This window comes from Streptomyces sp. NBC_00775 (assembly GCF_036347135.1).
GTDB classification, from domain to species: Bacteria; Actinomycetota; Actinomycetes; order Streptomycetales; family Streptomycetaceae; genus Streptomyces; species Streptomyces lutosisoli.
Genome location: NZ_CP108938.1, coordinates 2,219,395 through 2,242,022 on the forward strand (window position 1 = coordinate 2,219,395; position 22,628 = coordinate 2,242,022).

A 22,628-nucleotide genomic window follows, 5' to 3' on the forward strand; every position below is an offset into this window, starting at 1 on the left:
TTCCCGGTGTCGGGGTGTGTTGCGCGGACCGTACGGGTCCGTGACACGGATGAGCGGAAGGGTACGTACCCGCGGCTTCAGTGGCCGTCCGCGAGACCGTCCGCTGCGAGGATTTCGCCGAGACTCATCACGAGGCAGCCGAACAGCGTGGTCAGCAGCTCTGCTTGACGATCCGTCAGAGTGGTCAGAGGTGTCAGGAACACCGCCGCGTCGGCATCGGTCCGCTCGCAGGCCTCGGCCACCTCGCGGGCCTTCCCCGGGCTCAGGAGAGTCCGCCTGGAATACGGCAGGGCCATCTTCTTGACTCCGCCGCCCGAGACACCGCGCCGCTGGGTGATCCGGCCCACGACCCGTGCGCCGCGCGCTGTCATCTCCGCGGCCGCCGAGTCCATGAGCGCGGCGAAGTCCTTCTGCTTGGCGGAGAAGTACCCGACGAGGACGACATCGGCCCCCGCGACCGCCAGGGCCGGAGCTTCCCGGTGCCGGGTCCGTACCCGCTCCGCGCGGCGGGCCGACCGCCGCTCGCGTCTTCGGTCCTGATGCATGGCCCACAGGCTAGACGCGCCGCCACCTGCGGCGATACGCGTTTTTCGGGCGCCCGGCCCCGAGGCCGGGGAGCAAGCTCAGCACGCGCCGGTGAAGTGCTCCCGCACCAGGGACTGCACGACCGTCAGGTTCTCGGCGATCAAGGCGTCCAGGAGGGCGGTGTGTTCGGCGGCGTCGGCCACCAGGTCGGCGCGGCCGCGGGAGACGGGGCCGCCGACCAGCGGCCACTGGGCGCGGCGGTGCAGGTCGTCCGCGATCTGCACCAGCTGGGCGTTGCCCGCGAGGGCGAGCACCGCGCGGTGGAAGGCCCGGTCGGACTCGGCGTAGGTCGCGCGGCAGCCCGACGACGCGGCCCGTACCGTCGCCTCGGCGAGCGGGCGCAGTTCAGCCCAGCGGGCGGCGGACACGGTGCGGGCGAGGCGCAGCATCACGGGGACTTCGATCAGGGCCCGGATCTCGGCGAGTTCGGCCAGCTCCCGTGTGCCGCGCTCGATGACGCGGAACCCCCGGTTGGGGACGACCTCGACGGCGCCCTCCAGCGCGAGCTGCTGCATCGCCTCCCGTACGGGCGTCGCGGACACTCCGAAGCGCTCGCCGAGCGCGGGCGCCGAGTACACCGCTCCGGGGGCGAGCTCTCCCGCGACGAGCGCGGTACGCAGGGCGTCGAGGATCTGCCCGCGCACGGAGGCACGCTGCACGACGGGGCGGGCGACGTCGGTGCGGGGGCGCGGGATGGGCGTCTCACTGTGCGTGTGCTCACCGCGAGCCGTGGCCCCGGCGCCGACACCGACACCGGTTCCGGACCCGGCACCTCCGGAGCCGACGCCCCGCTTCCGCTCCACGTCCGAGGCCTGCGCCTGCGCGGGCACCCGAACGGCCGCCGTACGGATGTCCGGGACCCCCGCCCCGGCGGAGCCGTGCGCGCTGCGCGGACCGGCCTGCTCCACGGGGTCCTCCTCCGGGCTTGGTGGTACTTGGGGGTCATTGCGGCGGTTGTTACCCGTCCGTCAAGCACCATAGGCGCACATGGCCTCAGTTCAAACATCCAAAAAAATGAGTAAGGTAAGCCTAACCTTTTAACGATCGTGAGGCGATGGTCCCCCATGCCCGCTCCCGCCCTGCCCTCGGGCACCCCGGCCGGCACCGGCGCCCGCCCGGCCCCCTCGGCCGTCACGGACGCGTACGCCCAGCTGACCAGGGTCTTTCCGGGGCTGAGCGTCATGGAGCTGGGACACGGGGAAGCGCCGCCACGGGACGGCGGCTGGGTCGCCGCCGCCGGGCTCGCGGAGGGCGGGGCCGGCCTCGACGCGTTTCTCGCCTGGGACGAGGCGCAGGTGATCCGGGACTACGGGCAGCGGGCGCGGCCGGATGTCGTGGCCAGCTTCGCGCTGCACCGTTACGCCTGGCCCGCCTGTCTGCTGATCACCGCTCCCTGGTTCCTGCGGCGCCGCGTACCCCGCTTCCCTGTGGAGCACGTCACATACGAGCGCGCCCTCGGCCGTATGGCCGTCCGCGTCACCTCCTTCGCCTGCCTGCCCGACGATCCGGCGGCCGCCCTGCCCGGCGCCCGGGTCGTACCGGACGAGGAGGCGCTGCGGGCGGAGGTGCGGGCCGCCGTGGCCGAGCACCTGGAGCCGGTCCTGGGCGGCTTCGGCCCGCGCATGCGGCGACGCGGCCGGGCCCTGTGGGGCATGGCGACCGACGAGGTCGTCGAGGGCCTCTGGTACGTCGCCCATCTGCTCGGCGAGGAGCGGCGCGCGATGCGCGAGCTGGAGCTGCTGCTGCCGGGGGCGACCCGGCCGTACGCCGGTTCCGCCGCGTTCCGCGAACTGACGGGTCCGAACGGGGAGTCCCTGCCGACCCGCGACCGGGCGAGCTGCTGCCTCTTCTACACCGTGCGCCCCGAGGACACCTGCGCCACCTGCCCGCGCACCTGCGACGCGGACCGTGTGACCAAGTTGATGGCCTCCGCCGCCAGTTGAGGCAGCCCGCGAAGGGCGGCCGTGGTCACGAGCCGGGCCGTACGTGCCCTAAGATCACCACAGACTGAGACCCCCTGCGGATTACAGGCGATTCACAATTTCCTCACTTGTCGCAGGAACTTTCCGTGGAACCATCCGTACGGGTAATCTTATTCGCACTCAACTCCCGTCCCTCGCGCGGCAGTTCGAGCAGAAAGTCGCCCTGCGCATCCCCTTGCACTCCCTTGGCGGCCTCTTGCCCCGAAACCCCCTGAGGGCCGACGGGTTTGGGCCACTATGGCGGGCGTTACGCCCTATCCCAATGCAAGGGACCCCAGATGAGACTGACCGATATATCGCTGAACTGGCTGCTTCCGGGCGCCGTTTTGCTCCTGGGCCTGCTGGCGGCGGTGGCTGTGCTCGCGCGCGGCAAGCGGTCCGGGGAGAGCGCGAGCAGCGACGACTCATGGGAGCGCAGCGAGGAGCGCCGCCGGCGCAAGGAGGCCCTCTACGGCACGGCTTCCTATGTGCTGCTGTTCTGCTGCGCCGCCGTCGCCGCGGCACTCTCCTTCCACGGCCTGGTCGGCTTCGGCCAGCAGAACCTCGGCCTCTCCGACGGCTGGGAGTACCTGGTTCCGTTCGGCCTGGACGGCGCGGCCATGTTCTGCTCCGTCCTCGCGGTGCGCGAGGCCAGCCACGGCGACGCGGCACTCGGCTCCCGGATACTCGTATGGACGTTCGCCAGTGCCGCGGCCTGGTTCAACTGGGTGCACGCGCCGCGGGGCATCGACCACGCGGGCGCTCCGCAGTTCTTCGCCGGCATGTCGATGTCGGCCGCTGTGCTCTTCGACCGCGCGCTGAAGCAGACCCGCCGTGCCGCGCTGCGTGAGCAGGGCCTGGTTCCGCGCCCGCTGCCGCAGATCCGCATCGTCCGCTGGCTGCGCGCGCCCCGTGAGACGTACAGCGCCTGGTCGTTGATGCTGCTGGAGAACGTCCGCACCCTTGACGAGGCCGTGGACGAGGTGCGCGAGGACAAGCGGCAGAAGGAGCAGACCCGTCTGCGCCGCCGGAACGAGGAGCGGGTCGAGCGGGCGCACCTCAAGGCGCTCAGCCGCGGCCACCGGGGCCTGCCGGGTCGCGGAGGCGGCCGACGAGAGCTGGAGACGACCGTGGAGCGGGCTCCCGCCCAGGCTTCCGCGGAGCCTGCCATATCTACCGCGGAGCAGCTGCCCGTACGCTCACGGCCGTCCCTTACCCCCGTCCGCAAGAGCACTGAGCCCATCACCGTCGACCTCACCGCGGAGGACGACACGATGGCCCTGCCCCGGCTCGACTCCCTGGAGCGCAAGCTCAAGGACCTTGAGCAGCAGTTCGGCTGAGGCCTGAGGCCCAGGCCCGGACCTGATCCCCAGCCCGGGTGCCCCGGCCGGATCTCTCCGGCCGGGCCCGGACAGGACTACGGCGGCGCGGTGGTTACCTACACCGCGCCGCCGTCCAGTTCGAACCACACCGCCTTGCCCACGCCGTGTGCCCGTACACCCCACGCGTCCGCGAGGGACTGTACGAGAACGAGGCCTCTGCCGTGCGTACCGTCGTCGGCGTTCGGTACCCGCAGTCTGGGCCTGCGTCCCACGAAGTCCCTTACTTCCACGCGGAGTCCGCGGGGTCCGACGGTGGCCGTCAGAACCGCGTCGTGGTCGGTGTGTATGAGTGCGTTGGTGACGAGCTCGCTGGTCAGCAGCTCGGCTATCTCGGACCTTCCCGGCTTCCCCCAGTGCCGTAACAGTTCCCTCAGCGCCTTACGGGCCTCTGGCACCGCCCGCAGGTCCGCCCTGCCGAGCCTGCGCCTGAGCTGTGCGCCGTCCGGCTGGTCCGTCGCCCTGTCGGCCTCTTCCTCCGCTGCCTTCGCTGAGGAGACCCCCATGGCCATGGGACCACCTCCTCGTACCTGCCTCTTCATGACCCCCGCCTGCACGCCGATGTCGGTTCCCCTCCTGCTCGAACACGCTCACGGGGATCCATGCCCCGTAGGGCACGTGACAGTCATGTCGAATCGTCAACCACCCGCCGGGCGGCCGCGGATGCGCGGCAACTCCGTGGGGAAGTGAATCGCTGGACACAGCCGTCCGAGCACCGGGAAGCCGCCGCGCACGACGACCGTTCGCCGGTGGAGGGGCGTCCGGAGCGCGCGCTGCGACAGTTCCTGCGCCCCGCGCAGTACTCCGACCCGGTGCCGCTGGTGCTGTCCGTGTGGCACATACCCGGCGAACCGACGCCCGTGGATGAGGCGTTGAGGGCCGCGTACGAACCCTTCACGACCGGCGCGGTCTGCGGAAAGCCCTGGTCGAGAAGTTGGTTCCGGATCGAGGGCCGCGTGCCCGAGGAACGGTCGGGCCGCCGAGTGGAGATGGTGGTCGACCCCGGGTTCACGGATGACAGCCCCAATTTCCAGGCGGAGGGACTCTGTACGACGTCGCGGGCGTCCCCTTCAAGGGCATTCACCCGCGCAACCGGCATCCGACCGTCGCGGCGCCCGAGAGGACAGGCGAGACCGTGCGGCTGCTACTGGAAGCGGCCGCCGACCCGGCGGTCCCGCACGGCTTCGAGCTTACGTCCATCGGGGACGTGCTGACCGCGGGCGATCGGCCCATCTACCGATTCGCGACTGCCGATCTCGCCGTACGCGACGAGGACGCCCCATGTGGTGGAGTCCGATGCCAACACCATGCCAACATGCGCGGGTGGCCGCGGCGCCGCCGCTCGAACCGCTGCTGAGCCCCTAGGGCCGCGGCACGTTCCGCAGATTGGAGCGGGCCATCTGCACCATGCGGCCGACTCCCCCGTCCAGCACCATCTTCGACGCGGACAAGGCGAATCCCGTCACCATCTCCGCGCTGATCTTCGGCGGGATGGACAGGGCGTTCGGGTCGGTGACGATGTCGACGAGAGCGGGGCCCTTGTGGCTGAAGGCGTCCTTCAGGGCGCCGGCGAGGTGCCTGGGCTTCTCGACCCGGATGGCGTGCGCCCCGCAGGCCCGGGCGACGGCCGCGAAGTCGGGGTTCTTGTTCGTCGTCCCGTACGAGGGCAGCCCGGCCACCAGCATCTCCAACTCGACCATGCTCAGGGCGGAGTTGTTGAAGAGGACGACCTTCACCGGCAGGTCGTACTGGACAAGGGTGAGGAAGTCGCCCATCAGCATGGCGAATCCGCCGTCGCCGGACATCGAGACGACCTGCCGGTTCCGGTCGGTGAACTGGGCGCCGATCGCCATCGGCAGCGCGTTCGCCATCGAACCGTGCGAGAACGAACCGATCACCCGGCGGCGGCCGTTGGGCGAGATGTAGCGGGCCGCCCAGACATTGCACATACCCGTGTCCACCGTGAAGATCGCGTCCTCGTCGGCGAGTTCGTCGAGCACGGAGGCGACGTACTCGGGATGGATGGGAACGTGCTTCTCGACCTTCCGCGTGTAGGCCTTGATGACTCCTTCGAGCGCGTCCGCGTGCTTCTTCAGCATCTTGTCGAGGAAGCGCCGGTTCTGCTTGGGCTGCACGCGCGGGGTCAGACAGCGCAGGGTCTCCTTCACATCGCCCCAGACCGCCAGGTCCAGCTTGGAGCGGCGGCCCAGACGCTCGGGGCGCACATCGACCTGGACGATCTTGACGTCGTCGGGCAGGAAGGCGTTGTACGGGAAGTCGGTGCCGAGCAGGATCAGCAGATCGCACTCGTGGGTGGCCTCGTAGGCGGCGCCGTAGCCGAGCAGTCCGCTCATGCCGACGTCGAAGGGGTTGTCGTACTGGATCCACTCCTTGCCCCGCAGCGCGTGCCCGACCGGGGACTTGATCTTCTCGGCGAACTCCATCACCTCGGCGTGCGCGCCCGCGGTGCCGCTGCCGCAGAAGAGCGTGACCTTCTCGGCCTCGTCGATCATCGCGACGAACTTGTCGATCTCGGAGTCGCCGGGACGGACGCTGGGCCGGGAGGTGACGAGGGCGGTCTCGGCGGGCTTGTCCGGGGCGGGCTCGGAGGCGATGTCACCGGGGAGGGAGACGACGCTGACGCCGCTCTGCCCGACGGCGTGCTGGATGGCCGTCTGCAGCAGCCTCGGCATCTGCTTCGGGTGGGAGATCAGTTCGCTGTAGTGGCTGCACTCGCGGAAGAGCTGGTCGGGGTGGGTCTCCTGGAAGTAGCCGAGGCCGATCTCGCTGGAGGGGATGTGCGAGGCGAGGGCGAGGACCGGGGCCATGGAGCGGTGGGCGTCGTACAGGCCGTTGATGAGGTGGAGGTTGCCGGGGCCGCAGGAGCCGGCGCAGGCCGTGAGCTTGCCGGTGATCTGGGCCTCCGCGCCCGCGGCGAAGGCGGCGGTCTCCTCGTGCCGGACGTGGATCCAGTCGATGGCGGAGTTGCGCCGGATGGCGTCGACGACCGGGTTCAGGCTGTCGCCGACGACTCCGTACAGGCGCTTGACGCCCGCGCGGACGAGGATGTCGACGAACTGTTCGGCGACGTTCTGCTTGGCCATGCTTCACGCACCTCTTCGCGATCCTTGGATCTCCGTCCCTTGGATCCATGAATTCACAGGGAGCGCGGTTACGCCTCCCAAACGGCCGCGGCCGTCCGATCGTCCGCGTACCCCTTGACCCGCACGAGGGTGTCCGCGAGGAACGCGGCGAGGCCGGGCGGTTCCCCCGCCGACCACCGCGTGGTCAGATGCCCGGCCAGTTCGGGTTCGCCGCGCAGCGGGTCCGCCAGACCGCCGGTGCAGAGCAGGAGCGTGTCACCCGGGCGGGCGACGGAGGCGCGGAAGCGGAAGGGGTCGCGGGGCGGCTCGGGAGCCGGTTCGTACGGGCTCGGCGGCGTCGTGATGCCCAGGTCCATGGTGAGCCGGTCGCCCTCGGGCGTCTCGTGGGGCGGCGATCCGAAGCCGACGACGGCCTCTCCGGTGGCCTCCGCGGCCCGGGGCTCGATGTCCTGCCACTCGCCGTCCCGCAGCCGGAACAGGCCGCCCGTGCCGACGCCGAAGAAGACGCGCGTACGGCACGCCGGATCGGCCGGGAGCAGCAGGCAGCGCAGGCTGGCGGTGTACTCCTCGGGTTCGATGCCCTGCTCGGCCGCGGTCGCCCGCAGCTTGCCGAGGCTGCGGTCGGTGAGCCGGTGCAGCCCCGACTTCAGGTCCCCGCGCCGGGCGGCCCGGATGTCCTCGGCCAGTCGTGCGTGGCTGCGGCCCACGGCCCGCCCGATCCACTGGCACGCCTCGGCGGCCGCCCGGTGCGCGCCCGGCGTGGCCCGGGCGCCGGTCGCCATCGCGACGAGCACCAGTGCCTGCTCCCCGGTCCCGAACCGGGCGGTGAGCAGCGAGTCCCGGCGCGGCTCGCCCCGGTACCGCGCGGAGTCCCCACGCACGGACACGGCGCGCAGGGTGCTGGTTCCGTAGCGCGCGCCGTCCAGCACGGTGTCGGCGACCAGGTCGTCGAGGTCGTCCGGGTCGGCGGGCGGGAGCGCGGTGGGTTCGGCGTCGTAGGTGGGCGGGCCCGAGCCGACGTGGTCGACGGCGGGCGGCTGGTGCGCGACGGAGAGAGTGGGCCGGCGAGGTGGAGCGGCCTCCGGGGCGGAGGGCGGGGTGTCCTGCGGGGCCGAGGCCGGTCGCGGGGGCCGGGCGTCGGACGGGGTGATGGGCAAGGTGTCGCCGCCCGGGGCCACGGCGGGTGGCGACATGGGTGCCGGAGGCGCGTCGAAGGGTGCCCTCGACGCGGGTACGGCGGCGGCGGGTGACTGCGGGGACGTACGGCTCAGCGGCTCTTGGGGCGGACCGCTCCGGGGCTCCTGTGTGCGGAAGCCCGGCGGTGTCGGCCCGGGCGGGAAGGTCGCGGGCGCCGGTGGCCCGTCGCGCGGGGGCTCCCAGGGGGCGAGCCGCCGGGTGAGGCCACCGCGCTGCTCCGGTACGGCGGGAGGCTGTTCGGGCCGGCCTGGAGACGAGTCCGGCGCCGCGGGAGGCCGTTCCGGCGGCGGCGGGACATCGGGCTGCCCCAGTCCCATCGTCCCCGCGGCCGACGCGAAGCGGTCGTCCAGGGAATCGGCCACGGCCGCGGGCCCCGTGTCCTCGGTGGAGTCGTCGTACAACTGCCCCCACCAGTCGTCCTCGTGACCGGTGGGCTTCTCCCCCTGCTGGCTCATGCCCCTAATTGTCCACCTCAGGAGCCGGATGAAAACGGGGCATCCGGAAAAACCGGCCAGGGGACTGGCTCTCGAACGGCGTGTCGGGTGAAGCGTCGAACGATGGTACGAGAGCGGCCGTTCCGAAAAGCGGACCGCCGGGCGGTCCCACCCCCCACGGGAGAACCGCCCGGCGGCGCCGGGGTGACCGGGACCTAGCGCACGTCGTAGGCCCTGGTCACGGTCTGGACGACCGAGTTGCCGTTGGCGTCGGTCAGTTCGGCCCTGAGTGTGACCTGCTTCCCTTTGGCTCCGCTGTGATTCACGGTCGCGGTCCACCGGCCGCCGCGCTGAGCGGTCTCGGCCTGCGTCCAGGTCTCACCACCGTCGTACGAGTACGACAACCGCACCGAGGTGAGCGCGCCGGGCGTGTACCCGGCATGTCCGGTCGCGGTCAGCGTGATCAGCTGACCGTCCTCGGCCGGCAGGGTCTTGAGCCCGTCCTCCGGCAGCCCGTAGCGCGGGAAGAGCAGCGGGATGCCCTGCGAGTACGCGTCCTTGTCGAGGTGCGAGCGGAAGGACCAGGTGGTGACCGTCTGCGGGGAGCGCTTCCAGACCCGCGAGCCGATCTTCATCGTGGTGAGGGTGAGTTCGTACGAGGAGTCGTCGACCGGGACCGTGAACACCCCGGAAGGGAAGCCGCTTTCGCCGATGGTCTCGCCGCCGCGCTTCAGGACCATGCTGCCGATGTCCCCGAAACTCCCCTGGACGCCCTGGTGTTGGGCATCGCCCCAGAACCCGGGCGCGACGCCGATCAGATCGCCCTGCCGCTCTGCGGCGAGCGCCTGCGCACCGGAGGAGTCGAGCGGCGTCGTCGGCGCGAGGACTCCCCCGTACCACTCCTCGGTCCGGCGCTCCCCCTTCTCGTACGTCCGCACCGGGTCGATCATGAACTCGCCCCACGGGAAGCTGCTGGAGACCTCGTGGCCCCAGCCGGTCGTGCCCGCCGAGTAGTACTCGGTGCGCTCGAAGGGCGCGGGCACGGTCTCCAAGTCACCGAAGTAGCCGGCGAGTCCGCTCGGGCGGGTGACGGAGGGCAGGTCGATGTAGTCGGTGGCGGTGCCCATCGCGCGGTAGGTGGCGCTCGTGGCCGCCAGGTCCTTGTCGCGCACCCGATAGGTACGGTCCTCGTGGATCTGGCCCGTCTCCGGGAAGGCCAGGTTGTAGAGGTACGGGCTCTTGGCGGTGGCCTTCCAGCGCAAGGTCACCTCGGTGGCGGCGAGCAGCGCCTGCGCTTCCGCGGCCGGGATGGCGAGGACCGGCAGCGGGCCACCGGTGAATCCGGTGGACGGGTACCAGCGGCCGGGTGCCTCGCGGTAGGCGAGGACCGCGAGCGCGCCCGCCGCCTTCGCCGCCGCGGCGACGGCCGTCGCGCTGCCGCTGTCGGGCAGCTTGACGAGCGCGATCTTCCCCTGGGCTCCGGCGAGTTCGGCCGCCGTGCCCGACTTGGCGTCGACGAGTTGAGCCTGTCCGGTGCCGTCGAGGTTGGCGGAGCTGGTGGATCCGGTCACGGGGTGCAGCGACTGTCCGCCCACGACGGCGAGTTCGGAGATCTGCGGAGCCGCCGCCCGCCAGAAACTGTCGAACTCGAAGGTGCCGTCACTCGCGTGGCCGTCGACCAAGGCGTAGTAGCCGCGCAGGGCACGTCCGCCCGCCGCCGTCCCCGCGTGCAGCCAGGTGTCGTCCCAGGAACGGGCGAACCCAAGGGTGGCACCCCGGACTTCGGAGGCCTTGTCGGTCTTGACGCTCAGCCTGTGGGCCTCGCGGGCGTCGAGGACGACGGTCGTGTCCTTGCGGATCTCCAGCTGCGGACGGGCCAGGTACGAGAGGGAGTTGAGAAGCGTGCCCTCCGTCTCGGGGGTGGCGATGAAGCTGGAGAGGAAGTAACTGCCGGGGCGTATCTCGTACGTCTGGTCGCTCGCCCCCGCGTTGAAGCGCCGCTCGCCGCTCGCGTCGTCCGTGCCGATGAGGTCGACGGAGGAGGCACCGGCCGCGGGCCGGCCGAGCCGGTCGACGAGCTTGACGCGGAGGGTGACGGTCTCCGGCTGGACATAGAGGGAGAAGGGGGTCGAGACCGAGACGCCGTCGGCGGTGGCCAGGACGCGGCCGGTGATGTCGCCGTACTGGGCGCGGGCGAGCGAGGCGTCCGGGTCGAGCTTCAGCGGGACCTCGACGGTGGCGCCCGCCGGGACGGTGACCGAACGCGCGGCGAGCCGGGCGATCGACGAACGCACGGCGGAGCCGTCGTTGCCGGTGACACCGCTGAGTGAGAGCTTCAACTCGACTGGTGTGTCGGCCGTGTTGGTGTAGGGCACGTCGACGGTCGTACGGTCGCTGGTGTCCTGCGGCCAGTTGAAGGTGCCGCCCTGCACGGCGGGCGCGCCGAGCACGGTCTCGTCGATCGCGGCCTTCACGTCGAGACGTCCGCCGCCGGTCTCGCGGACGTCACCGGGGACGGCGGAGTCCGCCGAGGAGACGAGGGCGGCCTTGATCTGCTGGGCATTCCAGTCGGGGTGGCGCTGCTTGACGATCGCGGCGGCGCCCGCGACGTGCGGGGTCGCCATCGACGTACCGCTCATGGACTGGTAGGCGTAGACGCCGCGCCCGCCCGCGTTGGCGGCCGAGATGCCCACGCCCGGCGCGGAGATCTCCGGCTTCAGCGTGTGCGAGCCGTAGGCCGGGCCACGGCTGGAGAAGGACGCCGTGGAGTCGTCGCGGTCGACGGCGCCGACGGTGAGGACGCCGGGTGCGCAGCCGGGCGAGGAGACGGAGTTGAGGGTCGGGCCGGTGTTCCCGGCCGCGATGACGAAGAGAGTGTTCTCGCTGGACCGCGCGAGCTCTTCGGTGGCCACGGCCATCGGGTCGGTGCAGTCCGTGCGTGCCGGGTTGCCGAGGCTCATCGAGACGACGTCGGCGCCCTGGTCGACCGCCCACTGCATGCCGGCGATGATCCAGGAAGTCTCGCCGGAGCCGTAGTCGTTGAGGACCTTGCCGTTGAGCAGGTCGGCTCCCGGGGCGACGCCCTTCTTCTTGCCACCGCTCGCCGCGCCCGTGCCGCCGACGGTGGACGTGGTGTGGGTGCCGTGGCCCTGGTGGTCGCTCGTGTCCGCGGAGTCGGTGAAGTTCTTGGACGCGGCGATCCGGCCCTTGAGGTCGGGGTGGTCGGCGTCGACTCCGGTGTCCAGGACGGCGACCTTGGTGCCCTTGCCGTCGTAGCCCGCGGCCCAGGCCTCGGGGGCGCGCACCTGCCGGGTCGAGCGGTCGAGGGTGGCCTGCACCTTCTCGTCGAGCCACAGCTTCTTCAGGTCACCGGCCGCACGTGTACGGGGGTTGGTGACGTCGGCCCAGAACTCGGCGGCCTTCTTCTTGTCGGCCTTGAGCGCGACGCCGTCGATCGGGTCGAGGACGAGCCCGCGTTCGGCGCCGCGCGGGGTGACCGGGGCGCTGCGGGCGAGCGAGGTGTCGTACGTGGCGATGAGCGGCAGCGTCGTGCTGTGCGCGTCGTCGTAGCCCTGCCGGACCAGGCCGGTGACGTTGAAGAGTTCCTCGTCGACGCGGCCGGCGGCGATGGCCGCGACAGCGCCCTCGGGATAGACGTACAGGTCCTTGCCGGACTGGCGGGTCTGGGTGAAGGGAGTGGTGCCGTCCTCACCGGGCAGGGCGGTGGCCCCGTCCCTCGTCACCAGGACGCGGTCACCGGTGACGAGGGTGACGACGGCACCCGAGGCGGTGGCCTCGCTGCCGGTCAGTGGCCCCCGCGTGTCGTGCGCGGCCCCTGCGGGCACGGCGGTCGCGACGGCCAGGACGGCGGCGGTCGCCGCGCCCAGCACCGTACGCACGGTCGCTTTCCCCAAAATCCCACTCCCCAAGATCGTTCCGCCCGCGTCCGCATGGGCCGATGCGACCCGTGTCCGCGCAGGCCAAGGCAGGCCCAAGCAGGGCATTACGGGCGGTGGTTGATGCTGCGGTGGCGTGAGCTTGTCAGAGGGGCGGGGGGTGCGGCGATGATGTGCCGAGGCGGGTTTGCGCCGTGGCTGTTTTCCGCCACGGACGCCACCGACCGGCCAGAACGGATCCTTGGGGAGGGATGTCGCCGCATGCTCGGAGCGATAGGTCTGGACGAGACACACGAGTCGGCGTATCGGGCGCTGGTGTCCGTGGGCGCCGCCGACGTGCCCGATCTCGCGCGGCGGCTCACGCTCGGCGAGTACGACACGGAGCGCGCCCTGCGCCGCCTTGAGCGGCACGGTCTCGCCGCCCAGTCGTCGGCCCGGCCCGGGCGCTGGGTCGCGGCGCCGCCCGGGGTCGCCCTCGGCGCGCTGCTCACCCAGCAGCGGCACGAGCTGGAGAAGGCGGAGCTGGCGGCCGCGCTGCTCGCCGAGGAGTACCGGGCGGCGGCGGCCGAGCCCGCGGTGCACGACCTGGTCGAGGTGGTGATCGGCGCGGCGGCGGTCGCGCAGCGCTTCCTCCAGCTCCAGCTCGGCGCGAGCGACGAGGTGTGCGCGCTGGTCACCGGAAACCCGCTGGTCGTCTCCGGGACGGACAACGTCGCGGAGGAACAGGCGGCCGGGCGGGGCGTCGGCTACCGCGTGGTCGTCGAGCGGGCCGTCCTCGACATGCCGGGCGGGATCCTCGAGCTGTCCGCCGCGCTCGGCCGGGACGAGCAGGTGCGGGTCGTGGACCAGGTGCCGACCAAGCTGGTGATCGCCGACCGGACGCTCGCGATGGTCCCGCTCACCTCGCACACCGCGGAGCCCGCCGCGCTGGTCGTGCACGCCAGCGGGCTGCTGGAACTGCTGTCCGGACTGTTCGAGTCGGTGTGGCGCGACGCACTGCCGCTGCGGCTCGGCAGCCGGGGTGTGACGGAGCAGGAACCGGACGGGCCGGACGGCATCGACCTGGAGATCCTCTCCCTTCTCCTCGCCGGGCTGACCGACGCCAGCGTCGCCAAGCAGCTGGACCTCGGCCTGAGGACCGTGCAGCGCCGGGTGAAGCGGCTCATGGAGCTGACGGGCGTGACGACCCGGTTGCAGCTGGGCTGGCACGCGTACGAGCGGGCCTGGGTGGCGCGGGACTGACCTGCGGTTTCCCGCCCGCTCAGTCACCCTGGGCAGATGGGAGTGTGGGAACTCCTGCTGGTCGGCGTGGTGATCGTGCTCGGCCTGGCCGGAGTACTGGTGCCCGGCGTGCCGGGGTCGTGGCTCGTCTGGGCCGCGGTCCTGTGGTGGGCGCTGAGCGACCCGCAGGCCCTGTCCTGGGGCGTGCTGGTGGGCGCGACCGCCGTCCTGCTGCTGGCCCAGGCGATCCGCTGGGGGCTCCCGCCCCGACGACTGCGAGAGAGCGGCGCCACCCCCCGAATGGCGGTGTACGCCGGGGCCGGGGCGCTGCTCGGTTTCCTTCTGCTGCCGGTGATCGGCGCGATACCCGGCTTCCTCGCCGGGATCTATCTCTACGAGCGGCCGCGCCTGGGCGGGCACGGGCGGGCGAAGGCGGCGGTGCGGACGGTGATGCGGGCGGGCGGGTGGAGCGTGCTGACGGAGCTGTTCGCCTGCCTGCTGATCATGGGGGCGTGGCTGGGGGCGGTGATCTGGGGCTGAGCCCCCGGCGTTTCAGGAGGCCGAGCCCCAGCGTTTCCAGGCACTGGCTCCCAGCGGATCGACACATCGGATCTCTATCACCTTATTGACGATACGAATCCCCTTCTCTACGTTGCATCGCGGGATAGCTCCGATGAATCGCCCTCGCCCGAGCCGCCTGGAGGCACCCGCATGCCCAGCCCGTCCAGACGTACCGTCCTCGCCACCGGAACGGCCCTGGGAGGGACGCTGCTCGCCGCGGGCGTACCCGCGCAGGCCTCCGCGGGCGCGCAGCCCGACACGGACCCCTGGAAGGCGGTCCTCGACGACGCCGATCTGGTCTGGCAGCGCATGCCGACGACCTGGTACGAGGGCCCGTACCTCGGCAACGGCTTCCTCGGCTCGGGGATCTACGCCGAGCCGGGCGCCGAGACCAGCGCCGTGCGCTTCAATGTGCAGCACTCCGAGGTGCAGGACCACCGCCCCGAGTTCGGCTCGCTCTTCGGGCTCGCGCGCCTGCCCATCGGCCACTTCACGCTGGAGCCGGTGGGCGTCATCACCGGCCTGGACTGGCGCCTCGGGCTGCGCGACGCCGAGCTGACCGGCACACTGAACACGGACCGGGGCACGCTCACGTTCCGCGCCCTGGTGCACAACTCCCGCTCGGTCCTCGCCGTGGAGGTGACGCCGAGCGAAGGCGAGCGCGACTTCCGGTGGGTGTTCCATCCGGCGGACGCGATCAGCCCACGCGCCGCCTTCAAACCGCTGCCGGAGGGCTACCGGGGCAACCCGCCCGCCGAGGTCGCCGAGCACGACGGCGTCTCCGCCGCCGTACAGCCCCTGCTGTCGGGCGGACACCACGTGACCGCGTGGCGGGAGCGGACACGGGGCGCGGCACGGACGCTGTACGTCCATGTCGCGCACTCGTACCCGCGGTCCACGGCGCTGGGCCGGGCGCTCGCCGCCGTGCGCGAGGCATCGGCGTCACCGTACGACCGGCTGGCGCGGACTCATCGCGACTGGTGGCACGCCTACTTCCGCAGGAGCTTCCTCTCCCTCCCCGACGCGCGCATCCAGCGCTTCTACTGGATTCAGCTGTACAAGACGGCGGCGGCCGCCCGCCGGGACGCGCCCGTGATGGCCACCAGCGGTCCCTGGCTGGAGTCCACACCGTGGCCCAACACATGGTGGAACCTCAACGTGCAGCTGGAGTACTGGCTGATCCACGGCTCCAACCATCTCGAACTCGACGCGGTGACCAGGGCGTTGAGCGAGTTCCGGGACAATCTGTCGATGGAGGTGTCGTCCCGGTACCGTGCCGACTCGCTCGGCATCCCGCGGACCACGGACCCGCAGCTCGTCAACGGCGCGGCGGGCACCCTCACCGGCTACGGCGTCGGAATCCCGGGCCAGGACCCTCCAACCCCCGAGGTCGGCAACCTCACTTGGGCGCTGCACAACGTCTGGCTCAGCTACCGCCACACCATGGACGAGTCGATCCTCCGCGACGTCCTCTTCCCCCTCCTCCGCAAGGCGGTCACCTACTACCTGCACTTCCTGGAGCCGGGTACGGACGGCAGACTGCATCTCCCGGCCACCTTCTCCCCCGAGTACGGCGGCAACACCCGCGACTGCAACTACGACCTGATGCTGCTGACCTGGGGCTGCCGGACCCTGCTGGAGTCGGCCGAACTCCTCGGCATCGACGACGAGTTGGCGCCGCGCTGGCGGGAGGTACTGGCCAAGCGGGTGCCGTATCCGACCGACGCCAACGGCTTCATGATCGGCGCGGACATTCCCTTCGCGAAGTCGCACCGCCACTACTCGCATCTGCTCGCGGTGTACCCGCTGTACGAGCTGACGGGCCGCACCCCCGACGAACGGGACCTGATCGAAAGGTCGTTGGCGCACTGGGTCGGCTTCGAGGGAGCACTCCAGGGCTATACGTTCACCGGCGCCGCGTCGATGTCCGCACTGCTCGGCAAGGGCGAGGACGCACTGGAGTACCTCGGTCAGCTGATGACCCGCTTCATCCAGGCCAACACCATGTACAAGGAGTCGGGCCCGGTCATCGAGACCCCGCTCTCGGCCGCCCAGTCCCTGCACGACATGGTCTGCCAGTCGTGGGGCGGCGTCGTCCGCGTCTTCCCGGCGCTGCCCGCCGCCTGGGCGGACCTGACGGTCCACAACTTCCGTACGCAGGGCGCCTTTCTGCTCAGCGCGGTACGCGAGGGCGGGGTCACCCGCTGGGTCCGGCTGGTCAGCGAGGCGGGCGCGCCCTGCGCCGTACGGCATGGCATCGCGGGAACGGTCGATGTGCGGGACGGGCGGGGACGGCCGCTGCGGTACGAGGAGACGGGCGGCGGGGTGATCCAAGTGGCCCTGCGGAAGGGCGAGTCGGCGCTGATCACGGCGAAGGGCGACCGCCCGGACCTCACTGTCGCGCCCGTGCCGGCGAACGAGCCTGCTCCCAGGTGGGGACTGCCCGCCTAGCGCGTCTCCCTGGGGGCGAGGGTCGTCAGGTCGATGGTGCCGGCCAGCGCCTTCATGCCCGCGTCGTTGAAGTGGAGGTGGTCGCCGGGGTCGTAGGCGGGGCGGACGCGGTTCGGGTGGGACGGGTCGCGGACGGTGGCGTCGAAGTCCGCGACCTCGTCGAAGAGACCGCGTGTGCGGATGACGGCGTTGACGGCCTGCCGTACGGCCTCGCGGGCCCGCGTATACGCCCGGTGGCCGCCGAACGGAGTGATCGTGGCGCCGATGACACGGATACCGCGGGCGTGGGCGTGGCGCACGATGCCGCGGTACGCGTCCTCCAACGTGCCCGGGTCCGTCTGCTCCGGCGTGCCCTTGATGTCGTTGATGCCCTCCATCACGATCACCGCGCGTACGCCGGTGCGGGAGAGGACATCGGCGTCGAGGCGGGACAGGGCGCTGGGGCCGCGGCCTTCGAGCAGGACGCGGTTTCCGGCGATTCCCGCGTTGAGGACGCCGAGTCTGCGGTACGGCGGGAGGCCGCGGAGGCGGTCGGCGAGCCGGTCGGGCCAGCGGTGGTTGGCGCCGAACGTCGAGCCGGTGCCGTCGGTGAGGGAGTCGCCGAGCGCGACCACGCTGCCCACGGCAGGTGAGCCGAGTACGTCGACGCCGGTCACGTAGTACCACTTGCCGAGCGTCGCGGTGTACGCGGTGCCGCTCTCCTGGGTGGTCCGATCTCCCTTGCGGGCAAGGAAGTTGGCCTGGAGAGCGGAGCGGTGGTAGGTCGCCGGGCCCGAGTCGGCGGGGGTGTGCAGCGAGATCAGGAGGTTGGAGCCGGCGGGGACAGGGACGGCGACGGAATCGCTGACCAGGTCTCTGCCGGCGGGAATCGTCACCGACCCGGCGCCGGCGAACGTGACGGTACGCATCGAGCCCGCGACGGCCCTCGGGCTCCCCGGCGCGCCCGGCTGCTGCAATGCGAGGGTGACGGCCCCGAGTTGGAGCGGTCTCGTGCCGAGCCGGTTGGAGATGCGGACGCGTGCGGCGCGGCCGCCGACGCTGGTGTGCACGACATTGCGGATCGAGGCGCCGGGCAGCGCGGGGGTGGTGCCGGAGGCGGCGGCCTCCCACGTGCCGGTCCAGGTCTGCGCCGTGGCGGTACGGCCCACGGGCGCGGACTCCGCGTCGGCGATCGCGGTCGGCTGGGTGAGCATCACTGTGGTCACCAGGGTGGCGAGAACGTGCCGGACCTTGATCGCGCGGGTCATGGAGGCATGGCTTCCCTGCCCGCCGGCCCCCGCAACGCACTGTCACACCATTGGACGCACCCGTACGGCACCCCACTCCTCCCCTGGACCTAGGACCAGGACCCGATGCGGTGCGGGCCCGGGAGTGTTTGGCTGCTGTCATGACCGAATTCAGCGAGGCCGAGCGTGCGTACCTGAAGTCGCAGCGGCTGGGACGGCTGGCCACCGTCGACCCCCAGGGACAGCCGCAGGCGAACCCGGTCGGCTTCTTCCCGCAGGAGGACGGGACGATCCTGATCGGCGGCTACTCGATGGGCGCCACGAAGAAGTGGCGCAACCTGCTGAAGAACCCGAAGGTCGCCCTCGTCGTCGACGACATCGTCAGCGTCCGGCCGTGGAAGGTACGGGGTATCGACATCCGGGGTGAGGCCGAACTCCTCACGGGACCACACGAGTTGGGTCCGCACTTCAGCGAGGAGCTGATCCGCATCCACCCGAAGCGGATCCACAGTTGGGGGCTGGAGGACTGAACGGCCTTGTGAACGACGGCCGTTGAAGGTGGCGAAGATCAGAAACCGTGGACGGCGACCGTGCAAGTGGCGAAGATCAGGAGTCGTGGACTGCTTGGTAGGGTCACCGACCATGACCGCCACGGAACCCACCATCCTGGCCACTTCGGGTGGTCACCGCCTCGGAGACCGGACCCGGGTGACCTTCGACGCGCTCGTCCACCACGCCGTGGACCTGGCCGACGTCCAGGGGCGCCGCCCCCGCGTCCTGTACGTCGGCACGGCGATCGGCGACGCCGAACACTTCACCACCCGGATGAGCGAGGCGGCCCGCGTGGCCGGTTTCGATCTCACTCCCCTCCATCTCTTCCCGATGCCGAACCTCAAGGACATCGAGGGCTCGGTACTCGAACAGGACGTCGTCTGGGTCATGGGCGGCTCGGCGGCGAACCTGCTCGCCGTATGGCGTGTCCACGGACTCGACGCGGTCTTCCGGCGTGCGTGGGAGGCCGGGGTCGTGCTCAGCGGGGTGAGCGCCGGGTCGATCTGCTGGTTCCAGGGCGGCACCACGGACTCCTTCGGACCCGAACTGCGCCCGCTCACCAACGGGCTCGGATATCTGCCGTACGGCAACGGCGTCCACTACGACAGCGACCAGGGCCGCCGCCCCCTGGTCCACCGGCTCGTCGCCGACGGCACGTTGCCCGTCACCCACTGCACGGACGACGGGGTGGGGCTGGTGTACCGGGGCACCCAACTCGTCGAGGCGGTCACCGAGATACCGGGCAAGGGCGCGTATGTGGTCAGGCGCGAGGGGGACTCGGCGGTCGAGGAGCGCATCGAGCCGCGCGTGTTGCCGTCACCGCGGGACTAGCGGGACCAGTTCGAGCCGCTCCCCTCCAACTCACCTGCCGCCCTGAGGTGTTGTACCGCGTAGGAACGCCAGGGGCGCCAGGTGTCCGGAACGTCCTCGCCGGGCGGTGCCACATCGGGGTCGCCGAGCGCTCGGGTACGGATGACCGCGGCGGTGCCCGCGTCCATGCCGGGCAGCGCGAGCAGCGCCTCCTGGGCGTCGTCGCGGTCGGCGCCCGCGTCGAGCCGCAGGGTGCCGTCGGCGAGGGCGGCGGTCAGCGCACCGAGGGTGCCGTCCGGCTCCGCCTCCGCGAGCACGGCCGCTTCCGGGAACACATGGGTGAGCGTGCCGCACGGGGCGTCCAGCGCCTTCCCGTACCGCGCCACCAGCCGCTCGGCCTCCGCCTGCCCCACCAGCGCACGCACCGCCAGCTCGTCCGGATCGGCGGCGCCAGGCGAACGCAGCCCCGGACGCGCCACGACCAGCGGCCCCAGCCGCGGATCGGCCCCCAGCCGGTCGTCGACGGCATACGGATCGGCGTCGAGATCGAACAGCCGGCGCAACCGCTGCACGGCGGTGGTCAGGTCCCGGAGATCGGTGAGATGCAGCCGGGCGTCGAGCCAGCCGCCGGGGTGCGCGGCGCCGGCTCCGACGGGCGCGCGCCCGGCTGCGGGCCGGCCCGTGCCGCCGCCCGGGCGCTCGTCCACCGCCACGATTCCCGTGCCGTACGGGAGCCGGAGTGTGCGCCGGTACGTACGGCGCCCGCGGGTGCCGCCGACGTCCTCGACCCCGGCGATCGCCTCGCCCGCGAGAAGGTCGAAGACGGCGGTGGTCTGATACGGCCCCCGATAGGCGAGCCGAAGCGGGATCCCGGCGGTGGGAGTGGCCGCGCGCCGGGCACCTGCGCCGGTGCGCGGGGCGGCGGCGCGCAGCTCGCTCGGTGTCGACGCGTACACCGCGCGGATCGTGTCGTTGAACTGCCGCACGCTGGCGAACCCGGCCGCGAACGCGATCTGCGTGATCGGGAGGCCGGTGGTCTGGAGCAGTACCCGAGCCGTGTGAGCACGCTGGGCGCGGGCCAGCGCCACGGGGCCCGCGCCGACCTCCGCGGTGAGCTGCCGCTGCACCTGGCGGGCGCTGTACCCGAGGCGCCCGGCGAGACCTCCGACACCCTCGCGGTCGACGACGCCGTCACCGATCAGACGCATCGCCCGGCCCACCACATCGGCCCGTACGTTCCACTCCGCGGAGCCCGGCGCGGCGTCCGGGCGGCATCTGCGGCAGGCCCGGAAGCCCGAGCTCTGCGCCGCGGCGGCCGTCGCGTAGAACCGGACGTTCTGCCGCTTCGGCGTCACCGCGGGGCAGCTCGGCCTGCAGTAGATCCCCGTCGTCTCGACGGCGAAGAAGAACTCCCCGTCGAACCGGGCGTCCCGGCTTCGCACGGCCTCGTATCTGGTGTCTTCGACGATCACACCATCCAGTGTGCGGGGTCGCCTGCGGCTGGGCTGGCGGAAATCGGACATGGCGTTGTTCTCTGGCTGCGGGTGGGTGAGGGTTGGGGTGGGGGTGAGGGTGGGCTGAGCTTGTCTATTTGCCCGCGGGTGGGTGGGGGCTGGTCGCGCAGTTCCCCGCGCCCCTAAAAACCCGGGGCGGGCCGGACACTTTCAGGGGCGCGGGGAACTGCGCGAGCAACCCCCACCCACCCGCAGCCAAAGAACAAGCCGAGGGTCTGGGGGCGCGGGGAACTGCGCGACCAGCCCCCACCCACCCACAGCCAAAGAACAAGCCGAGGGTCTGGGGGCGCGGGGAACTGCGCGACCAGCCCCCACGCACCCGCAGCCGACGAACAAGCCGGGGGTCGCGGGGCGCAGCCCCGAGCCCTCAGGGGCGCGGGGAACTGCGCGAGCAACCCCCACCCACCCGCAGCCAAAGAACAAGCCGGGGCTCGGGGCGCAGCCCCCAGAAAGCCCCTGCCCAGGCCTAGTGCCAACGACCCCGCTTGGCCTCCATCGCGGCCCGCCCCTCCGCCCCCTTCCGCTTCCAGTCCCGTCGGATCTCGGCCCGCACTCGCGCATCGGTCTTGGCAACGATCCGCTGGTTCTCCCGCAGCAGCTTGCGGTAACTCTCCAGACGGCGTTCCGGAAGCACACCGGACTCGAGGGCGCCGATCACCGCACAGCCGGGCTCCGCGACATGCGCGCAGTCGTGGAAGCGGCAATCGGCGGCAAGCTCCTCGATCTCGGCGAAGACCTGCCCGACCCCGGTCTCGGCATCCCAGAGACCGACACCGCGCAGCCCCGGCGTGTCGATGAGGACACCGCCGCCCGGCAGGGCGAGGAGGTTGCGGGTGGTCGTGGTGTGCCGCCCCTTGCCGTCCATGTCGCGCGTGGCCTGCACATCCATGACGTCCTCACCGAGCAGCGCGTTGGCGAGGGTGGACTTGCCGGCCCCGGACTGACCGAGGAGCACGGACGTACCCCCGGCGAGGACGGCCTCAAGGACATCAAGGCCCTCCCCGGTCGTGGAGCTGACCGGCAGCACCGCCACACCCGGCGCCGTCGTCTCGACGTCCTCGACGAGATACCCGAGCGTCACCGCGTCCGGCACGAGGTCGGCCTTGCTGAGCACGACCACCGGCTGCGCACCGGACTCCCAGGCCAGGGCGAGGAAGCGTTCGATACGGCCGAGGTCGAGCTCCACGGCGAGCGACACCGCCACGACCGCGTAGTCGACGTTGGCGGCGAGGATCTGCCCCTCGGACCGCTTGGAGGAGGTGGAGCGCACGAAGGCGGTACGGCGCGGCAGATACGTACGTACATAGCGCGGGTTGCCCGCGGGTTCGACGGCGACCCAGTCACCGGTGCACACGACCCGCAATGGATCGTGCGGCGTCACGAACGCGGTGTCCGCACGCACGACCCCGTCGGCGGTGACCACGTCGCACTGACCGCGGTCGACCCGGATCACGCGGCCGGCGATCAGCCCTTCGGAGGCGTACGGGGCGAACTCGTCCGCCCATGCGTCGTCCCAGCCATAGGGAGTGAGCGCGGAAGAGACGGAAAGGGCAGAAGAGGCAGAGCTGGAAGTCAAGGGAGACCCTTCACAAGGGCGGCCCCGGCACGCGCGCTTCGGCGCGTAGGAAGAGGAAGGTCAGCCGGCGGCCACGGAGGTGGACTTGATGAACTTCGGAATGCGGGCAGCGCCCATCACAGAGACAGTCATCACCGTCACACCTCCCTTTCCTCACTCGG

General features: G+C 71.6%; 16 protein-coding genes and 1 pseudogene. 8 read left to right on the plus strand and 9 right to left on the minus strand.

The annotated features are described in order from the left end of the window. Nucleotides 1-77: 77 nt before the first annotated feature. Together OIC96_RS10035 and OIC96_RS10040 are read right to left on the minus strand one after the other, a co-directional pair. Nucleotides 78-545, minus strand: a complete 468-nt coding sequence (locus OIC96_RS10035; protein WP_330308203.1) for a hypothetical protein — start codon at nucleotides 543-545, stop codon at nucleotides 78-80. Nucleotides 546-623: 78 nt separating this feature from the next. After that, on the minus strand, nucleotides 624-1,493 hold the full coding sequence (locus OIC96_RS10040) for a GntR family transcriptional regulator (RefSeq protein ID WP_330308202.1): 870 nt from the start codon (nucleotides 1,491-1,493) through the stop codon (nucleotides 624-626). Nucleotides 1,494-1,649: 156 nt separating this feature from the next. On the opposite strand from OIC96_RS10040, the gene OIC96_RS10045 reads away from it, so the two are divergent. After that, nucleotides 1,650-2,528 (plus strand): (2Fe-2S)-binding protein, encoded by an 879-nt coding sequence (locus OIC96_RS10045; protein ID WP_330308201.1) that lies wholly within the window; start codon nucleotides 1,650-1,652, stop codon nucleotides 2,526-2,528. A gap of 317 nt (nucleotides 2,529-2,845) precedes the next feature. Continuing rightward, nucleotides 2,846-3,886, plus strand: coding sequence for a DUF2637 domain-containing protein (locus tag OIC96_RS10050; protein ID WP_330308200.1), 1,041 nt, complete (start codon nucleotides 2,846-2,848; stop codon nucleotides 3,884-3,886). 98 nt (nucleotides 3,887-3,984) lie between these two features. On the opposite strand, the gene OIC96_RS10055 is transcribed toward OIC96_RS10050, so the two are convergent. After that, the gene (locus OIC96_RS10055; protein WP_330308199.1) at nucleotides 3,985-4,437 is read right to left on the minus strand and encodes an ATP-binding protein; all 453 of its coding nucleotides are present in this window, start codon (nucleotides 4,435-4,437) and stop codon (nucleotides 3,985-3,987) included. Nucleotides 4,438-4,611: 174 nt separating this feature from the next. Here OIC96_RS10055 and OIC96_RS10060 point away from each other — a divergent pair. Continuing rightward, nucleotides 4,612-5,201: pseudogene (locus OIC96_RS10060) on the plus strand (alpha-mannosidase); the annotation flags it as partial. An 85-nt stretch (nucleotides 5,202-5,286) separates the two neighbouring features. Here the strand turns inward: OIC96_RS10060 and OIC96_RS10065 are convergent. The 3 genes from OIC96_RS10065 to OIC96_RS10075 all read right to left on the minus strand — a co-directional run bounded on the left by OIC96_RS10065 (nucleotide 5,287) and on the right by OIC96_RS10075 (nucleotide 12,559). Next, nucleotides 5,287-7,029 carry a pyruvate dehydrogenase gene (locus tag OIC96_RS10065; protein WP_330308198.1) on the minus strand — a complete coding sequence of 581 codons (1,743 nt, stop codon included), beginning with the start codon at nucleotides 7,027-7,029 and terminating at the stop codon, nucleotides 5,287-5,289. Between the two features lie 68 nt (nucleotides 7,030-7,097). After that, nucleotides 7,098-8,681 (minus strand): PP2C family serine/threonine-protein phosphatase, encoded by a 1,584-nt coding sequence (locus OIC96_RS10070; RefSeq protein WP_330308197.1) that lies wholly within the window; start codon nucleotides 8,679-8,681, stop codon nucleotides 7,098-7,100. A 194-nt stretch (nucleotides 8,682-8,875) separates the two neighbouring features. Next, the gene (locus OIC96_RS10075) at nucleotides 8,876-12,559 is read right to left on the minus strand and encodes a S8 family peptidase (RefSeq protein WP_330308196.1); all 3,684 of its coding nucleotides are present in this window, start codon (nucleotides 12,557-12,559) and stop codon (nucleotides 8,876-8,878) included. A gap of 258 nt (nucleotides 12,560-12,817) precedes the next feature. On the opposite strand from OIC96_RS10075, the gene OIC96_RS10080 reads away from it, so the two are divergent. The 3 genes from OIC96_RS10080 to OIC96_RS10090 all read left to right on the plus strand — a co-directional run bounded on the left by OIC96_RS10080 (nucleotide 12,818) and on the right by OIC96_RS10090 (nucleotide 16,789). Further along, nucleotides 12,818-13,798, plus strand: coding sequence for a helix-turn-helix transcriptional regulator (locus OIC96_RS10080; protein WP_330308195.1), 981 nt, complete (start codon nucleotides 12,818-12,820; stop codon nucleotides 13,796-13,798). Nucleotides 13,799-13,834: 36 nt separating this feature from the next. After that, the gene (locus OIC96_RS10085) at nucleotides 13,835-14,317 is read left to right on the plus strand and encodes a DUF456 domain-containing protein (protein ID WP_330308194.1); all 483 of its coding nucleotides are present in this window, start codon (nucleotides 13,835-13,837) and stop codon (nucleotides 14,315-14,317) included. Between the two features lie 171 nt (nucleotides 14,318-14,488). Next, entirely contained in the window at nucleotides 14,489-16,789 is a 2,301-nt protein-coding gene (locus OIC96_RS10090; protein WP_330308193.1) for a glycosyl hydrolase family 95 catalytic domain-containing protein, read from the plus strand. Here OIC96_RS10090 and OIC96_RS10095 read toward each other — a convergent pair. Beyond that, entirely contained in the window at nucleotides 16,786-18,036 is a 1,251-nt protein-coding gene (locus OIC96_RS10095; protein WP_330308192.1) for an SGNH/GDSL hydrolase family protein, read from the minus strand. The genes OIC96_RS10090 and OIC96_RS10095 overlap by 4 nt on opposite strands. 140 nt (nucleotides 18,037-18,176) lie before the next feature. Between OIC96_RS10095 and OIC96_RS10100 the strand changes: the two genes are divergently transcribed. Beyond that, a complete protein-coding gene (locus OIC96_RS10100) occupies nucleotides 18,177-18,545 on the plus strand; it encodes a PPOX class F420-dependent oxidoreductase (protein WP_330308191.1) in 369 nt (122 codons plus the stop codon). 112 nt (nucleotides 18,546-18,657) lie between these two features. Next, the gene (locus OIC96_RS10105) at nucleotides 18,658-19,398 is read left to right on the plus strand and encodes a peptidase E (protein WP_330308190.1); all 741 of its coding nucleotides are present in this window, start codon (nucleotides 18,658-18,660) and stop codon (nucleotides 19,396-19,398) included. Here OIC96_RS10105 and OIC96_RS10110 read toward each other — a convergent pair. Continuing rightward, nucleotides 19,395-20,900: a DNA-3-methyladenine glycosylase 2 family protein gene (locus OIC96_RS10110; RefSeq protein ID WP_330308189.1), complete on the minus strand. Its 1,506-nt coding sequence runs from the start codon at nucleotides 20,898-20,900 to the stop codon at nucleotides 19,395-19,397. The genes OIC96_RS10105 and OIC96_RS10110 overlap by 4 nt on opposite strands. 457 nt (nucleotides 20,901-21,357) lie before the next feature. Then, a complete protein-coding gene (rsgA, locus tag OIC96_RS10115) occupies nucleotides 21,358-22,467 on the minus strand; it encodes a ribosome small subunit-dependent GTPase A (RefSeq protein WP_330308188.1) in 1,110 nt (369 codons plus the stop codon). Between the last annotated feature and the right edge of the window lie 161 nt (nucleotides 22,468-22,628).

What these genes read in the sequence shown, in the direction of transcription:
- OIC96_RS10050 (WP_330308200.1), top strand. Translation starts at nt 2,846, where the DNA reads ATGAGACTGACCGATATATCGCTGAACTGGCTGCTTCCGGGCGCCGTT.
- OIC96_RS10085 (WP_330308194.1), top strand. Translation starts at nt 13,835, where the DNA reads ATGGGAGTGTGGGAACTCCTGCTGGTCGGCGTGGTGATCGTGCTCGGC.
- OIC96_RS10070 (WP_330308197.1), bottom strand. Translation starts at nt 8,681, where the DNA reads ATGAGCCAGCAGGGGGAGAAGCCCACCGGTCACGAGGACGACTGGTGG.
- OIC96_RS10055 (WP_330308199.1), bottom strand. Translation starts at nt 4,437, where the DNA reads ATGGCCATGGGGGTCTCCTCAGCGAAGGCAGCGGAGGAAGAGGCCGAC.
- OIC96_RS10095 (WP_330308192.1), bottom strand. Translation starts at nt 18,036, where the DNA reads ATGACCCGCGCGATCAAGGTCCGGCACGTTCTCGCCACCCTGGTGACC.
- OIC96_RS10065 (WP_330308198.1), bottom strand. Translation starts at nt 7,029, where the DNA reads ATGGCCAAGCAGAACGTCGCCGAACAGTTCGTCGACATCCTCGTCCGC.
- OIC96_RS10100 (WP_330308191.1), top strand. Translation starts at nt 18,177, where the DNA reads ATGACCGAATTCAGCGAGGCCGAGCGTGCGTACCTGAAGTCGCAGCGG.
- OIC96_RS10105 (WP_330308190.1), top strand. Translation starts at nt 18,658, where the DNA reads ATGACCGCCACGGAACCCACCATCCTGGCCACTTCGGGTGGTCACCGC.
- OIC96_RS10080 (WP_330308195.1), top strand. Translation starts at nt 12,818, where the DNA reads ATGCTCGGAGCGATAGGTCTGGACGAGACACACGAGTCGGCGTATCGG.
- OIC96_RS10035 (WP_330308203.1), bottom strand. Translation starts at nt 545, where the DNA reads ATGCATCAGGACCGAAGACGCGAGCGGCGGTCGGCCCGCCGCGCGGAG.
- OIC96_RS10090 (WP_330308193.1), top strand. Translation starts at nt 14,489, where the DNA reads ATGCCCAGCCCGTCCAGACGTACCGTCCTCGCCACCGGAACGGCCCTG.
- OIC96_RS10045 (WP_330308201.1), top strand. Translation starts at nt 1,650, where the DNA reads ATGCCCGCTCCCGCCCTGCCCTCGGGCACCCCGGCCGGCACCGGCGCC.
- OIC96_RS10110 (WP_330308189.1), bottom strand. Translation starts at nt 20,900, where the DNA reads ATGTCCGATTTCCGCCAGCCCAGCCGCAGGCGACCCCGCACACTGGAT.